The sequence below is a fragment of the Curtobacterium sp. P97 genome, assembly GCF_023712445.1.
GTDB lineage: Bacteria > Actinomycetota > Actinomycetes > Actinomycetales > Microbacteriaceae > Curtobacterium.
In genome coordinates this window covers 81,243-96,250 of record NZ_JAMAYF010000011.1, presented here as the reverse complement: position 1 = coordinate 96,250, position 15,008 = coordinate 81,243, and the positions used below count along the sequence as shown (strand labels likewise).

Genomic DNA, 15,008 nt, shown 5'->3' with positions numbered 1-15,008 from the left:
TCAAACCGAGTCGTCGGCAGATCAGTCCGGTGCGATTTCTCTGGACCCCAGCCGAACGGACGCGCGTACCACTGGCATCTCCGTTGGTGAAGAAGTCTTGGTAGGTCGGACCGATCCTGTCTGTAGCGCCGGCGGCGTCGACTGGCCGTCCGCTCGGGTGCGGGTGCAGCGACGATCGCCGTTGCACAACGGCGTTGATGTCGTCGGGTGACGGGTCCGACTTTCGCCCACTCGGGGCTGCCGCGTGTGGCGTCGTGAACGCGGGTTCGGCCAGCAGACCTCGCTTCAACGAAGTTCGCTGACCGGAAGGAGCTCTTGTCAGGGGACGCGGAGGCGCGGCCCGATACGGCACGTCAACATACGTTGACAGGTGACGAAACGGCGGTTGGCTCGACTCGTGGAGCACAACGCCGGCCCCGACGGCACACGCCGCACGGAGGGTGTCCGCACAGGGCAGCTCTGCCCTGTGCCCACTCCGCGTTGCAGGTCACACCGCGTAGGCCGACCAACCGGAGATTGCGGTGCGGCATCTCTGTCTCTGGGACGCCCTCCTGAGCTCATCAACTTCGGCGCTCCTGGGAACCCTGCCCCGCGCTCGTAGGTGACGCGGTCGGCAAGGCGCCACACCGCGGGTTCTCTGTGTTCGACCGTCAACCCTGGCGAGCAGTCTCGACGGTCAGGCGTCGCGGATGTGCAGCTGCTCGCCCTGTGCGCTGAAGAGGGTCAGGACCTCGACCGGGTTCGTCGTGCCGCTGGCCATGCCGTGCGGCGCTGCCGTGTCGAACTCGGCCACCTCTCCAGCATCGAGCACCGTGAGTGTCGAGCCGATCTGCAGGTGCAGCGTCCCAGTGAGAACGAACACCCACTCGTAGCCGACATGGGTCTTCTGGCAGATCCGCGCGTCCGGCTCACGACCCGGCAGGATCACCTTGAAGGCCTGAACCCCGATCGGCCTCGTGGTGAGGGGAAGGTAGATCATCCCGTGGCGACGGACCGGTTTGGGGTGCACACGTGGATCACCGGATGCGGGCGCGCCGACGAGCTCGTCGAGAGGAACCTGGAAGACGCGGGCGATCTTCAGCAGCACGTCGAGGCTTGGAGCGCGGACCCCTGATTCGAGCCTGGACAGGATGCTGATCGAGACTCCCGTGATCTCGCTCACGTCGGCGAGCCGGAGGCCCCGTCTCGTCCGCTGCTCCCTCAGCCGCGCGCCGAGCCCGTCCATCACCGCATCGAGGTCGTCGTGTCCCATACCGTACAGCCTCTCCCGCCTTTGCGATTCTCGCAAATCAGTTTGAGGTTCTGGTCACCGTGTTGCAGGGTCATCACGTGAGCAGATTCGAGTGGGATGTCGTGGTACTCGGTGGCGGTAGTGCTGGCCTCAGCGCAGCGCTGATGCTCGGACGTGCGCGCCGCAAGGTGCTTGTGCTCGATGCGGGGGCACCCCGGAACAGGTTCGCCGCCCACATGCACGGTGTCCTCGGTCATGACGGGAAACCTCCGCTGGAGCTTCTCGCGGTAGGTCGGGCCGAAGTCGAAGCCCACGGCGGTGCCATCTGGGACACTCCGGCTGTGACGACCCGTCACGAGGGCGACGGGTTCGCGGTGGAGACCGATGACTCCCGGACCGTGCTGGCGCGGGCGCTCCTTGTGGCGACGGGTGCCAGCGATGAACTGCCTGACGTCGATGGCCTCGCCGAGCGTTGGGGCAGCGGTGTCGCGGCGTGCCCGTACTGCGACGGGTACGAAGTGCGCGACCGACGGATCGGGATCCTGGCTACCGGCCCCGGCAGCATCTTCCAAGCGCAACTGTTGCGACAGTGGTCCGACCAGATCATCTACCTCGCACACGACACGGATGCGCCGACCGGTGAGGACCAGGCGGCGTTCGACGCCCGCGGCATCCAGATCGAGGATGGGCGAGTCACGCGTGTGCTGTCCCGAGGTGACCAGCTGTCCGGCGTGGAGTTCGACGATGGACGGACCATCGAGCTCGACGCGATCTTCACCGCACCGCGTCTGATCCCACAGGACGCGGCACTGCGACAGCTGGAGGTCGAGCGCACTGAACACCCCTGGGGGTCCTTCGCCACCGTCGACCCCAGCGGGAGGACGAGCGTCGACGGGGTGTGGGCGGCCGGGAACGTGGTCAACGCGATGGCCAACGTCCCTGTCTCCATCGGCACCGCGGCCCTCGCCGCAGGCGCGGTGAACCACGCTCTCGTCCTCGACGACGTCCGCCTCGCACTCCGCGGCAGCGCGAAGGCGGAGACGCGATGAGCGAGGACACCACGCCGAGCGAGCGGTTCTGGGAATCCCACTACCAGGGCATGGACCCGTCTTGGGGGACCCGGCCGAACGCAGTCCTCGCTGCAGTCCTGGATGACCTGGCTCCTGTCCCGGCTCGTGCTCTGGACCTCGGATGCGGACACGGTGGGGATGCGCTCTGGCTCGCCTCCAACGGCTGGCACGTCACTGCGGTAGACGTCTCCGCGACCGCCATTGCACGCGTCACCGACGCAGCGCAGCGCAGTGAGTTGGGCCCGCGCCTGAGTGCCTTCCGGAAGGATCTTGCTCGAGACATCCCCGCCGGCCCGTTCGACCTGGTGTACGCCTGTTACTTCCACACGCCAGTGGACATCGACCGGAACGCGATCATCGGTCGCACATCCGAAGTCCTGTCCCCGGGCGGGTACCTCGTCGTCATCGACCACGCGTCATCGGCACCATGGTCCTGGGGTGCCCACGACCAGGAGTTCCCCACCGCGAACGAGGCGGTGACCCGGCTGGGCCTCGGTGAAGACCTGCGCATCGTGCGGCAGGAGACCGCGTGGCGTGAGGCGTCCGGCCCTGACGGGCAGCGCGCCGACGTCGCTGACAACGTCATCATCGCCCAGCGTCCTTGACCGACCAACCGAAGCCGGTTCGTGCTTCGTGCTTGCCCCACCCTCCCCGTCACCTCGGGCCTCCTTGGCCTGCCCGAAAGTAGTGGACCACCACGTGTCAGATTCACCCGTCACCGCCCCGCCGCCGTCCGCACCGGAGAACCCACGGAAGTGGTTCGCCCTCGTCGCGATCACACTGGCCAGCCTCATGGTCGTGCTCGACGCCTCCATCATCAACATCGTCTTGCCGGAGGCGCAGCAGGAACTCGGGATCTCGGACGCTGACCGCGTCTGGGCCGTGACCGCCTACGCCATCACCTTCGGCGGGCTCCTGATGCTCGGCGGTCGGATCGCGGACATCGTCGGGCGCAAGAAGACCCTGGTCATCTCGCTCATCGGCTTCGCGATCGTGTCCGCCATCGGTGGTCTCTCTTCAACGCCAGAGATGCTGTTCGCCGCTCGCGCCGCCCAGGGTGTGTTCGCCGCAGCCCTCGCACCCGCAGCCTTGTCCTTGCTGAACGTCACGTTCACCAACCCGCGTGAGCGAGCACGGGCGTTTGCCGCGTACGGGGCCGTTCAGGGGGCTGGCGGTGCAGTCGGTCTGCTCCTCGGCGGGGTCCTGACCGAATTCGTCAACTGGCGCTGGACGCTGTTCATCAACGTGCCGATCTCCCTCGTCGCCGTGATCACGGCGATGTGGGCCGTTCGGGAGAGCCACGCCGGGAGCTCGCGCCGCCTGGACGTTCTCGGCGCGGTGCTCGTCACCGCCGGATCCGCTCTCCTCGTCGTCGGGTTCACCTACGCCGCCGAACCCGGCGCGGGCTGGACCAGCGCCGTCACGATCGCCTCGCTCATCGGCGCCGTCGTGCTTCTCGCAGCCTTCGTGTTCGTGCAGGCGAAGGTGAAGAACCCGATGCTCCCACTACGGATCCTGACGAACCGCACCCGCGCCAGCGCGCTCTCTGCCGGCTTCCTTGCCAACGCGGCGGTGTTCGGTATGTTCCTGTTCCTCACCTACTACCTGCAGCTCTCCCTCGGCTTCACACCGCTGCAGACCGGCTTTGCGTTCCTCCCCTTCAGCATCGGCATCGTCGCGAGTGCCACGCTGTCCTCATCCCTCTTGCCCCGCATCGGAGCCAAGCCCCTCATCGTCGGCGGCCTCATCCTCGCTACCGCAGGCATGGCGTGGCTGACCACGATCGGCCCGTCATCCTGGATCACCGTTGTGCTGCCCTCCCAGATCCTGATGGGCCTCGGACTCGGTGTGACGTACGTTGCGATCAACAACGCCGCGCTGAACGGCGTCACGGACGCTGACTCCGGAGTCGCCAGCGCCACGATCAACACGACGCAGCAGCTGGGCGGAGCTCTCGGCGTCGCGCTGCTGAACACCGTCTACGCCACTGCTCTCCTCACAGAGGGTTCGGGAACACCGACAGGTGCGACGACGCTTGCCGCCTACCAGACCGCTTTCCTGGTGTCCGCCGCGCTCTTCCTCGCCGCGACGATCGCCGGTCTCCTGACCCGGAATTCCGGCAAGCGAGCGCAGAGCGAAGACCCCACATCGGAAGAAGCCCACGCCAGTACTCCCGCTGCAACGCACTAGGGCGTGTCTGCTGAAGATCAGGTAGAGCGCTGGCGCGCTGTAGTGGTGACATGATTCCAGCTGCTCTCCGATGCTCAGTGGTCTTCGATCCAGTCGTTCATGCCGAGTCCGACAGGCAAACGTGGCCGTCCGGTTGCGGACGCTCGAGCCGCCTGATCACGGATGCGGCCGCTCCCGCGGCGGCCTGTCCACGAAGGTCCACCAGCTCGTCGACGGCCACGGGCTGCCCCTGGTCACCCTGATCACGCCCGGACAAGCCGGCGACTCACCGAGGCTGCTGCCGCTGCTGGCAGCGCTCGAAGTGGCCCGTCCGGTCGGCAGGCCGCGGACCCGACCGGACCGGCTCCGCGGTGACAAGGCGTACTCATCCAAAGCGATCCGGCAACACCTGCGCGACCGCGGTATCGAGTCCGTGATCCCCGAGCCTCGCGACCAGCAAGGACACCGGAAACGGCGTGGTTCCCGCGGCGGGAGACCCGTGACCTACGACCGCATCGACTACAGGAACCGGAACGTCGTCGAGCGTGGCTTCTGTCGCCTCAAGCAATGGCGAGCCCTGGCGACGAGGTACGACGACCTCGCGATCGTCTACCGCTCAGCCGTCGTGCTCAACGCCGTCATCGCCTGGACCCACCATTCAGGAGACACGCTCTAGATCCCCGGCGACGGCGACGGCGACGGCATCAGGACACCGAGTCCGGGTGCGACCCGGTCCGCTGTCCGTTCTCGAGACCGGCGATCGCGGTCAGGTCCTCGTCGGTCAGCTCGAACCCGTCGACGTCGATGTTCGCCCGGATGCGCGACGGCGTCACCGACTTCGGCAGCACGACGACCCCCTGCTGCACGTTCCACCGCACGAGCACCTGCGCCACGCTCACCCCGTGCGCGTCCGCGATCCGCGTGAGCACCGGGTCGTCGACGAGCCGCCCACGTCCGAGCGGCGACCACGCCTCGGTCCGGATGCCGTGCTCCTCGTGGAACTCGATCAGCTCGCGCTGCGGCAGCCACGGGTGGCGCTCGACCTGGTTGACGGCCGGCACCTCGCCCGTCTCGTCGACCACCCGCTGCAGGTGCGGCACCTGGAAGTTCGAGACGCCCACGCTCCGCGCCCGACCCTGCTCGCGCAGCTCGACGAGCGTCCGCCACGTCTCGACGTACCGGCCGTTCGCCGCCGCCGGCCAGTGGATGAGGTACAGGTCGACGGCGTCGAGTCCGAGCCGCTCGAGGCTCGCGTCGAACGCCCGCAGGGTCGCGTCGCGCCCCTGGTGGTCGTTCCACACCTTGGTGGTCACGAAGACGTCGTCGCGGTCCAGCCGGGAGGCACGGATCGCCTTCCCGACGCCGGCTTCGTTGCCGTACATCTCGGCCGTGTCGACGTGGCGGTACCCGGCGTCGAGCGCCAGGCGGACGGCGGTCTCCGCCTCGGCGTCGTCGACCTTGTAGACGCCGAACCCGATCGCGGGGATCGACCGGCCGTCGCGGAGGGGGAAGGAGGTGACCATGCACCCATCCTGCCCATCGGGGCGGGGGTGCGTCGTGCCTCCCGGCCGTCAGCTCGGCAGCGTGACCGGCTCGGTGTCGGGGAGGGGGCTCGCGTCGCGGCCGCGCAGGTCGGGCAACCACCGCTTCGTCACGAGCGGCAGGACGACCCCCGCCGCCGCCATCACCGCTCCGACGGTCATGCCGCCGGTCGGGCCGTTCGCGTCGATGAGGAAGCCCGCGACGGCGGACCCGCCCGCGGCGCCGATGAGCTGGCCGGTGCCCATCCAGCCGTAGGCCTCGGCCGTGTCGGAGAACTTGACCGTCGCGGACACCGAGCCGAACATGACCGCGAGTGCCGGTGCGATGCCGGCGCCGGCGATGACGAGGGCCAGGCAGAGCCACCAGAAGTCGGTGCCGCCGACCGCGAGCGCGAGCCCGACGAAGACGATCGACATGCGCGCCCAGAGCGTGTTCTTCGAGATCGGTCGGTGTCCGAGCGCGAGGCCGCCGGCGAGCGACCCGACCGCGAACACCGCGAGGACGATGCCGGCGTTCGGACTGCCCTCTCCGAAGACGCTGGTGACGCTCGCCTCGACCGCCGAGCACGCGCCGATGAGCAGCAGGCCGGTCAGCGTCGCGACGATCACCGACGGCCGCTTCAGCACGACACCGAACGCGCGCTTCGACCGGGGGATGCGGACGCGACCGAGCTCGGGGGAGGCGATGAACCACACGCCGCCCACGACCAGGAACACCATGGCGACGACGATCGCCTGCACCGTGCCGACCTGCGTCGCGACGAACGTGGTGATGACCGGGCCGGCGACCCAGATGAGCTCCTGCGCACTGGCGTCGAGCGAGAACAGGGGGGTGAGCTGCGACGAGGTCACCATCTTCGGGTAGATGGTGCGCACCGCGGGCTGCACGGGCGGGACCGCCAGCCCGCCGAGGAACCCGACGACGACGTACCCCCAGAGCGGCATCGTGACGAACGCGATCACGACCATGCTCGCCAGGGCGACGGCGCTCGTCAGGACCAGCACCGGCCGCATGCCCCAGCTGCCCATCCAGCGGCTGGTGAGCGGGCCGGCGATCGCCTGGCCGATGCTCGTCGTCGCGAGGACGAGACCCGCGGCGCCGTAGGAGTGGAACACGTGCTCGACGTGCAGCAGGTAGGCGAGCGAGAGCATGCCGAACGGGAAGCGCGCGGTGAGCTGTGCTGCGATGACGCGACCGACTCCGGGGGTCTTCAGCAGGGGTCCGTAGGCGCTCACGGGACGAGCGTACCGACCGGACGGAACGTGCCGTCACCCGTCCGGGGGTGCTGTGGACAGACCTGGTGCCCACGGTGCTCGGCACGGGCTGCCGCGACACGCCGACGCGTCGATTCCACACCTGTGGATCGAGGCTCTCCACGAGTGTGGGGAAGTGTCGGTGGTCGGCCGCAGACTGGCGGAACCGCGGGCCTCCCCGAGCTGTGCACACTGTGGAAGGGCTTGTGGAGAACTACACGGCTGTAACACTTCCTCTAGTGGTCGGTGCGGCAGTCAGCCACTAGATGTAGTGTGGAGACATCGCAGCGGCCCCTTCCCGGACACGTCTGCGCAGCTACCTGCACCACCTGCACACGTGGCATCAGCACCACCTCCACAGCAAGCACGACACCAGCAAGAACCAGGGGAGACCATGGCCGTCACCGTCTACACCAAGCCGTCCTGCGTCCAGTGCACCGCGACGTACCGCGCGCTCGACAACAAGGGCATCCAGTACGAGGTGCTCGACGTCTCCGCCGACGAAGCAGCGCTCGAGCACGTCAAGAGCCTCGGCTACATGCAGGCCCCCGTCGTCGTGACCGACGACGACCACTGGTCGGGCTTCCGTCCCGACAAGATCGCGACGCTCAGCGCCGAACTCGCGTGAGCCGTGCGGGTCCCGTCACCGGGGCCCGCAGCTCCGCCGGCCGGGAGGCGCGCAGCACCTCCGACGGGCCACCCCTGATCTGCTGTCCGCACCTCTCACAAGGAGCGCGCACATGAGTCGCCTCGTCTACTTCTCGAGCGTGTCCGGTTACACGGCCCGCTTCGTCGAGAAGCTCGGCCGTGACGCGGACCGCATCCCGCTCCTCCCGAGCGACCCGTTCCTCCACGCGGACGAGCCGTACGTACTCGTGCTGCCCACCTACGGTGGCGGCAACGGTCAGGGCGCGGTCCCCAAGCAGGTCATCAAGTTCCTCAACGACGAACGCAACCGCTCGCTCATCCGCGGTGTGATCGTCGGAGGGAACACGAACTTCGGCGCGGCCTACGGCCTCGCCGGGGACGTCATCGCCGAGAAGTGCGGCGTCCCGCTCTTGTACCGCTTCGAACTCTTCGGAACGCCTGACGACGTGCAGGCGGTCAACTCAGGATTGGATGCATTTTGGACGCAGCAGTTGCAGACGTCGATCTGACGTCGCCGCAGACGGGGATGGACTACCACTCCCTCAACGCGATGCTCAACCTCTACGACGCGGACGGGAACATCCAGTTCGACAAGGATCGTGAGGCCGCCAAGCAGTTCTTCCTGCAGCACGTCAACCAGAACACCGTCTTCTTCCACAACCTGAAGGAGCGGCTCGACTACCTGGTCGAGAACGAGTACTACGAAGCCGCGACGATCGAGCAGTACTCGCTCGACTTCATCCAGCAGCTCAACGACCTGGCGTACTCCAAGAAGTTCCGGTTCCAGACGTTCCTCGGTGCGTTCAAGTACTACACGAGCTACACGCTCAAGACGTTCGACGGCAAGCGCTACCTCGAGCGCTTCGAGGACCGCGTCGTGATGACCGCCCTCGGCCTCGCGCAGGGCAACGAGCAGCTCGCGATCGACCTCGTCGAGGAGATCATCGCCGGCCGCTTCCAGCCCGCGACCCCGACGTTCCTCAACACCGCGAAGGCCCAGCGCGGCGAGCTCGTCTCCTGCTTCCTCCTCCGCATCGAGGACAACATGGAGTCGATCTCGCGCGGGATCAACTCGTCGCTGCAGCTCTCCAAGCGCGGCGGTGGCGTGGCCCTGCTGCTCTCCAACATCCGCGAGGCCGGCGCCCCGATCAAGCAGATCGAGAACCAGTCGTCGGGCATCATCCCCGTGATGAAGCTGCTGGAAGACTCCTTCTCGTACGCGAACCAGCTCGGCGCGCGTCAGGGTGCCGGTGCCGTCTACCTGTCGGCGCACCACCCCGACATCATGAAGTTCCTCGACACCAAGCGTGAGAACGCGGACGAGAAGATCCGCATCAAGACGCTGTCGCTCGGTGTCGTCGTGCCGGACATCACGTTCGAGCTCGCGAAGAACAACGAGGACATGTACCTGTTCTCGCCGTACGACGTCGAGAAGGTCTACGGGATGCCCTTCGGCGACGTCCCGATCTCCGAGAACTACCGCGCGATGGTCGACGACTCGCGCATCAAGAAGACGAAGATCAAGGCGCGTGACTTCTTCACGACCATCGCCGAGATCCAGTTCGAGTCGGGCTACCCGTACATCGTGTTCGAGGACACGGTGAACAAGGCCAACCCGATCAAGGGTCGGATCAACATGTCCAACCTGTGCTCGGAGATCCTGCAGGTCAACACCCCGACGACCTTCAACGAGGACCTGTCCTACAAGGAGATCGGCAAGGACATCTCCTGCAACCTCGGCTCGCTGAACATCGCGCTGACGATGGACTCGCCGGACTTCGGCAAGACCATCGAGACCGCGATCCGCGGCCTGACCTCGGTCTCGCAGATGTCGCACATCTCGTCGGTCCGCTCCGTCGAGGACGGCAACGACAAGTCGCACGCCATCGGCCTCGGCCAGATGAACCTGCACGGCTACCTCGCTCGTGAGCGCGTCTTCTACGGCTCCGACGAGGGCATCGACTTCACGAACATCTACTTCTACACGGTGCTGTTCCACGCCCTGCGCGCCTCGAACAACATCGCGATCGAGACGGGGGAGACGTTCGACGGCTTCCGCGACTCGAAGTACGCGTCGGGTGAGTTCTTCGACAAGTACACCGACCAGGCCTGGACGCCGGCGACCCAGCGCGTCGCCTCGCTGTTCGACGACGCGAACATCACGATCCCGACGCAGGACGACTGGAAGGCGCTGAAGGCGTCCATCCAGGAGCACGGCATCTACAACCAGAACCTGCAGGCCGTCCCGCCGACCGGGTCGATCTCGTACATCAACCACTCGACGTCGTCGATCCACCCGATCGCGTCGAAGATCGAGATCCGCAAGGAAGGCAAGCTCGGTCGCGTCTACTACCCGGCGCCGTTCATGACGAACGACAACCTGGACTACTACCAGGACGCGTACGAGATCGGTGCCGAGAAGATCATCGACACCTACGCGGCTGCCACCCAGCACGTCGACCAGGGCCTGTCGCTGACGCTGTTCTTCAAGGACACCGCCACCACGCGCGACATCAACAAGGCCCAGATCTACGCATGGCGCAAGGGCATCAAGACGATCTACTACATCCGTCTGCGCCAGCTCGCCCTCGAGGGCACCGAGGTCGAGGGCTGCGTCAGCTGCATGCTGTAGAGCTGCTGCTCTCTTCCTGGAGGCGCGGGGCGGGCCCCGCCCCGCCCCGCGCCTCCAGTCCGTCCGATCGTCCTGTCCACCACCACCCGGAAGAAAGCCATGACCCTCACCGACCCGGTCCACGCCACGGGCAAGTCCATCCCGCTGATCAGCGCGGTCAGTGCCATCAACTGGAACCGCATCCAGGACGACAAGGACGTCGAGGTCTGGAACCGGCTGGTCAACAACTTCTGGCTGCCCGAGAAGGTGCCGCTGTCGAACGACGTGCAGTCGTGGAACACGCTCACGCCGGAGGAGCAGCAGCTCACCATGCGGGTCTTCACCGGCCTGACGCTGCTCGACACGATCCAGGGCACCGTCGGCGCGATCAGCCTGATCCCGGACGCGATCACCCCGCACGAAGAGGCCGTCTACACGAACATCGCGTTCATGGAGTCGGTCCACGCGAAGAGCTACTCGTCGATCTTCTCGACGCTCGCCTCGACGCCGGAGATCGACGACGCCTTCCGCTGGTCCACGGAGAACCCAAACCTGCAGAAGAAGGCCCAGATCGTCCTCGACTACTACACGGGTGACGACCCCCTGAAGCGCAAGGTCGCCTCGACGCTGCTCGAGTCGTTCCTGTTCTACTCCGGCTTCTACCTGCCGATGTACTGGTCCAGCCGGGCGAAGCTCACCAACACCGCCGACCTGATCCGCCTGATCATCCGCGACGAGGCCGTGCACGGGTACTACATCGGGTACAAGTTCCAGAAGGGCCTCGAGGGCGCTTCCGAGGAGCGCAAGCAGGAGATCAAGGACTACACGTTCAACCTGCTCTTCGAGCTCTACGAGAACGAGGTGCAGTACACGCAGGACCTCTACGACGGTGTCGGGCTGACCGAGGACGTCAAGAAGTTCCTGCACTACAACGCCAACAAGGCGCTGATGAACCTGGGCTACGAGCCGATGTTCCCCAAGGAGACGACGGACGTGAACCCGGCGATCCTGTCGGCGCTGTCGCCCAACGCGGACGAGAACCACGACTTCTTCTCGGGGTCGGGGTCGTCGTACGTGATCGGCAAGGCCGTCGTGACGGAGGACGAGGACTGGGACTTCTGATCCCGAACTGACTTGTAGGAGCGCCCCGCTGGCTTCGGCTGGCGGGTGAACGATTCAATCGCCGACATGACTTTCATGCTCGTAGTTGAGACGACGAGAACGGCAGTCAATAGAGGAAGGGTGACCTGGGACACAAGAACAGCCCCGAGCTGCAGCAATGCAGAACGGAGCTGCACAGCAGATCGGGGCTGGGTGCCTTTGGAGAGACGCCTCAACCTTACGGGCTCGAACGCTCAGACGCGAATCGCAAGTACCAACCGCGACGAACAGGATCTGCTGCCACTGGTATGTGAAGGACATGACCGACAGGGTTGACACCGCACTGCATCGCAGACCGCAGCGCGAAGCTACGGCGTCGTCCTTGCCAACCTGAACCCCATCAGGGGAGAACGGTACTGCAGCAGATGACTCACCTCAGTGACCTCCTGGATACAGTCCGGGATCAGATAGAAGCCGACGACAGCGCACTCGCTGAGACTCGGACGCGGCTGGCGCTGGTCCGTGCCAAGGCAAACACCTTCTACGGGGCGCTGCGGACTTACCGCAGCGGCTCGCTCGCGGTCCACACCATGAATCAGCCGGTGACCGATGGGGACGGCGGTGTCGTCCTCAACCGGAACCACTACCCCAGGCTGGGACCCGAGGGCACCGGGGAGGAAACTCCCGGGGACATCGTTGAGGAAATGCGTGTCCACCTCGGACCGCTCATTCGAGAGACTTACCCGAACGCCACCGTCGGTACTTCGAAGCGCGGCCCGAAGGTGTACTTCCACGACCCCCTCCAGGACGGCACTGACCCCACAGTTGACCTGGTCGTAGCGTTGACCAGGAAGAACGGTGACGGCATCTGGATTCCGAACCTCGACGACGACACCTGGGACGCGTCTGACCCGGAGCGCCACCGGGACCTGTTCAACGACAGCGCGGCCGAGTTCCGCTCTACTCGACGCAAGATCACGCGGTTGGCGAAGGCCTGGAACAAGCAGTGGACCACCCCAGGAGCGTCATCCTTTGAGATCTCCGTCTGGGCGTACGAGTTTGTCCAACCGGGGCACGGCGTCGCGAAGGGATTGCGCGCTCTCTTCGACCAGGCAGCCACTCGGCTGGAGGACGGCGACCCCACTACGGATCCTGCCGGCGTCTCCGCCGATCTGCATCTTGAAATCGCCACTCACCTCATGGCGAAGCGTTTGCGCACCGCGGCTGACAACATGCAGGACGCGCTGAATGGCGAGGCCAATGCCGACGTACACGAAGCCCTCGCCGCAGTGTTCTTCAGATACCTGGACGTTCCCGCCGGCTCCGCATCAGCGGACTTGGCCGTCGCCGCGCAAAAGGTACGCTCTACGACGATCGCGGCCAGTATCGGCGTTCCTGTGGCGGCCAGCACCCTCGGCGCGACAACCGCCCGTGCATATGGCGGCCATCGGTAACGGCAGTGCGCACAGCATGGCGTCCACCGCCGTGGTTTGCCGCCCCGGCACCGCGCATCCGGTTTCTCTACGAGCTCAAGGCGGTTGGCGCCACCACCCACCCCGCCACCAAGCAGTACCCCGGCGGTTTTCACATCCACCTCGCGCTGCACCCTGACGGCCTTCCGGCCCGGCAGGTCTGCATCCAGTTCTCGCAGCACAGCCCAGACACGCCACGCGTCAGTGTCGACGGACCCAAGCAGTCCCCGCACCGATACAGCGACGGCACATTGTGCATGTGGCACCCGGATGATCCGCGACATGTCCGGTGGGTGCCCTCCGACGGCGCAGCCGACCTCATTACCCGCGTCGCCGTGCACCTGATCAAGGAAGCCTGGTGGCGGCGAACCGCCGAGTGGATCGGGCCAGAGGTCACCCATGGCGATCCCGACCTCCGCGATGACCCCCGCCCGCAGATCGAGACGGATTGACTATGCACTCGACGACACCGGCAACGGAACAACCATGGATCCTCGGCGACGGCGCAGCGACGATTGCCGCCGCCGTCCTCGGCGCACTCGTTGTGGCCATCGGATACCTCGTCCAGCAGACCGCAGCCCGCAACGAACGTCGCGCCGCGATATACAGCGATGCAATTCGTGCTGTCGAGGACTACCTCGAACAGCCCTTCATCGTGCTCCGGCGTGAAGAGAACAAGACCGCAATACGCGAGATCACCGCACACATCAGTGACATACAGTCACGCATCGCTTACTACAAGGCTATGCTCCGCGTGTATGCACCAAAGGACGTTGCGCTCATCTACATGGATTTCGTCGCCGCCGCTCGACGTGAAGCCGGAACCGCTATGACAAGTGCCTGGAACACCGCGCCAATCCGCCGGGGTGACCAAGTTCCGATCGGACAACGCTTCGACAGGTCAGAAAGCGATGACGCCCTCACTCGCCTCGTCTCAGCAATGCGATGAGATTGACACGCCACGCTAGCCGTGCGCGGCGGTATCTCTGAAGGTAGTCGGCAGGGTGGGATCGAACTAAGTCAAATCGTTTGATCTGGAAGCTGGTCCCCGCGAGTACGGGCGATTGTCGGGCCGGCTAAACGCAGGCCCTCGGTGTCATTGCGCCCGCCGGACCTTAAGGGATCGGTTGAGGTTTTTGTGTGGGTCTTCAATAGCTGCCCGTGTGCCCGTGTGCCCGTGTGCTCGCGTGCCCGTCGGCCGGTCGTCCTGTCGGCGGGCAACAGCCTGGAAACCGTGTTCCCGGATCCGGGGAACACGCGCCCTTAATCGCACTCTGTGTGTTCCGGATGTGCTGCCTCGTGCCGTTGGGCGTGGCGTCCTTCACATTGTTCCCCTCCTTACTCTGAGTTCGACTAGAGCAGCGTCAACGAGAGCTTCTTCCGATCCGTTCCAACCTTTCCGTTTATGCTCGATGTGGGCGGCGAGACTTTCACCTTCCCAGGTGCTACGTAAAGTAGGGTTTGTCAGATCGAACAGGTGAATCGTTCGCCGGCCCTTCAGGGAGTGCCACTTTGGTGTGGTAGGCGTATCCCTGCCGCCGCGGTAGCCTCCCTCGATATGGTCTTTCAAATGATCCAAATACGGGTGGTAAAGACGGAAGGTCGCGCGCCTGTACGGTGACCTCGGCCCGCTCGCGAGAGGGTTTCCCGCCTTCTTCATCTTTGAGTTGCAACTCTCGCAACTCAGAAATAGGTTGTAGAGTTCGAAGGTCCACTCGGGAACTCCAGTCCTTTTGCTTTTGGGTACGAAATGATCCAAGGCCTCGCTTCGGCGGTGACGTACTCCAACAGGAAGTGAACAGTAGGTGCAGCGTGCTCCGTGTCGCCGCAGGCACCATGCCGTGAGTTCAGATCGAAACTGCTTCGTGACCTTGTTGGAGCCCCAAGCGCGAACGTCTCCATTCTTGTCGA

At 65.5% G+C, this 15,008-nt stretch carries 14 protein-coding genes; 11 read left to right on the top strand and 3 right to left on the bottom strand.

Annotation, left to right across the window (positions count from 1 at the left end; all coding sequences use genetic code 11):
- Nucleotides 1–676 precede the first annotated feature (676 nt).
- Nucleotides 677–1,252, bottom strand: a complete 576-nt coding sequence (locus M3677_RS12945) for a helix-turn-helix domain-containing protein (protein WP_066656309.1) — start codon at nt 1,250–1,252, stop codon at nt 677–679.
- A 77-nt stretch (nt 1,253–1,329) separates the two neighbouring features.
- On the opposite strand from M3677_RS12945, the gene M3677_RS12940 reads away from it, so the two are divergent.
- The 4 genes from M3677_RS12940 (at nt 1,330) to M3677_RS12925 (ending at nt 5,146) form a co-directional block, all read left to right on the top strand.
- Nucleotides 1,330–2,280, top strand: a complete 951-nt coding sequence (locus M3677_RS12940; protein WP_200884113.1) for an NAD(P)/FAD-dependent oxidoreductase — start codon at nt 1,330–1,332, stop codon at nt 2,278–2,280.
- Nucleotides 2,277–2,906, top strand: coding sequence for a bifunctional 2-polyprenyl-6-hydroxyphenol methylase/3-demethylubiquinol 3-O-methyltransferase UbiG (locus M3677_RS12935; protein WP_209685916.1), 630 nt, complete (start codon nt 2,277–2,279; stop codon nt 2,904–2,906). The genes M3677_RS12940 and M3677_RS12935 overlap by 4 nt, the downstream gene beginning before the upstream one ends.
- Before the next feature lie 94 nt (nt 2,907–3,000).
- Nucleotides 3,001–4,491, top strand: coding sequence for an MFS transporter (locus M3677_RS12930; RefSeq protein ID WP_144411374.1), 1,491 nt, complete (start codon nt 3,001–3,003; stop codon nt 4,489–4,491).
- A gap of 70 nt (nt 4,492–4,561) precedes the next feature.
- Nucleotides 4,562–5,146: an IS5 family transposase gene (locus tag M3677_RS12925; RefSeq protein ID WP_285844777.1), complete on the top strand. Its 585-nt coding sequence runs from the start codon at nt 4,562–4,564 to the stop codon at nt 5,144–5,146.
- Between the two features lie 28 nt (nt 5,147–5,174).
- On the opposite strand, the gene M3677_RS12920 is transcribed toward M3677_RS12925, so the two are convergent.
- A complete protein-coding gene (locus tag M3677_RS12920) occupies nt 5,175–5,993 on the bottom strand; it encodes an aldo/keto reductase (RefSeq protein WP_066656298.1) in 819 nt (272 codons plus the stop codon).
- A gap of 48 nt (nt 5,994–6,041) precedes the next feature.
- Complete coding sequence (locus tag M3677_RS12915; RefSeq protein ID WP_066656297.1) at nt 6,042–7,247, bottom strand: MFS transporter; 1,206 nt, start codon at nt 7,245–7,247, stop codon at nt 6,042–6,044.
- Between the two features lie 412 nt (nt 7,248–7,659).
- On the opposite strand from M3677_RS12915, the gene nrdH reads away from it, so the two are divergent.
- The 7 genes from nrdH (at nt 7,660) to M3677_RS12880 (ending at nt 14,046) form a co-directional block, all read left to right on the top strand.
- A complete protein-coding gene (gene nrdH, locus M3677_RS12910; protein WP_058727719.1) occupies nt 7,660–7,893 on the top strand; it encodes a glutaredoxin-like protein NrdH in 234 nt (77 codons plus the stop codon).
- A 112-nt stretch (nt 7,894–8,005) separates the two neighbouring features.
- On the top strand, nt 8,006–8,422 hold the full coding sequence (gene nrdI / locus M3677_RS12905; protein ID WP_209685912.1) for a class Ib ribonucleoside-diphosphate reductase assembly flavoprotein NrdI: 417 nt from the start codon (nt 8,006–8,008) through the stop codon (nt 8,420–8,422).
- Nucleotides 8,423–8,439: 17 nt separating this feature from the next.
- The gene (nrdE, locus tag M3677_RS12900; RefSeq protein WP_251155683.1) at nt 8,440–10,545 is read left to right on the top strand and encodes a class 1b ribonucleoside-diphosphate reductase subunit alpha; all 2,106 of its coding nucleotides are present in this window, start codon (nt 8,440–8,442) and stop codon (nt 10,543–10,545) included.
- A 99-nt stretch (nt 10,546–10,644) separates the two neighbouring features.
- Nucleotides 10,645–11,646, top strand: a complete 1,002-nt coding sequence (nrdF, locus tag M3677_RS12895; RefSeq protein WP_058725585.1) for a class 1b ribonucleoside-diphosphate reductase subunit beta — start codon at nt 10,645–10,647, stop codon at nt 11,644–11,646.
- A gap of 404 nt (nt 11,647–12,050) precedes the next feature.
- Nucleotides 12,051–13,079, top strand: coding sequence for a hypothetical protein (locus tag M3677_RS12890; protein ID WP_251160749.1), 1,029 nt, complete (start codon nt 12,051–12,053; stop codon nt 13,077–13,079).
- A gap of 5 nt (nt 13,080–13,084) precedes the next feature.
- Nucleotides 13,085–13,549, top strand: a complete 465-nt coding sequence (locus M3677_RS12885) for a hypothetical protein (protein WP_251160748.1) — start codon at nt 13,085–13,087, stop codon at nt 13,547–13,549.
- A gap of 2 nt (nt 13,550–13,551) precedes the next feature.
- Nucleotides 13,552–14,046 (top strand): hypothetical protein, encoded by a 495-nt coding sequence (locus tag M3677_RS12880; protein WP_251160747.1) that lies wholly within the window; start codon nt 13,552–13,554, stop codon nt 14,044–14,046.
- The last annotated feature ends 962 nt before the right edge of the window (nt 14,047–15,008 follow it).

Coding starts and splice junctions, on each gene's coding strand:
- M3677_RS12945 (WP_066656309.1), bottom strand. CDS start 1,252: ATGGGACACGACGACCTCGATGCGGTGATGGACGGGCTCGGCGCGCGG.
- M3677_RS12935 (WP_209685916.1), top strand. CDS start 2,277: ATGAGCGAGGACACCACGCCGAGCGAGCGGTTCTGGGAATCCCACTAC.
- M3677_RS12925 (WP_285844777.1), top strand. CDS start 4,562: ATGCTCAGTGGTCTTCGATCCAGTCGTTCATGCCGAGTCCGACAGGCA.
- M3677_RS12920 (WP_066656298.1), bottom strand. CDS start 5,993: ATGGTCACCTCCTTCCCCCTCCGCGACGGCCGGTCGATCCCCGCGATC.
- nrdH (WP_058727719.1), top strand. CDS start 7,660: ATGGCCGTCACCGTCTACACCAAGCCGTCCTGCGTCCAGTGCACCGCG.
- nrdI (WP_209685912.1), top strand. CDS start 8,006: ATGAGTCGCCTCGTCTACTTCTCGAGCGTGTCCGGTTACACGGCCCGC.
- nrdE (WP_251155683.1), top strand. CDS start 8,440: ATGGACTACCACTCCCTCAACGCGATGCTCAACCTCTACGACGCGGAC.
- nrdF (WP_058725585.1), top strand. CDS start 10,645: ATGACCCTCACCGACCCGGTCCACGCCACGGGCAAGTCCATCCCGCTG.
- M3677_RS12890 (WP_251160749.1), top strand. CDS start 12,051: ATGACTCACCTCAGTGACCTCCTGGATACAGTCCGGGATCAGATAGAA.
- M3677_RS12880 (WP_251160747.1), top strand. CDS start 13,552: ATGCACTCGACGACACCGGCAACGGAACAACCATGGATCCTCGGCGAC.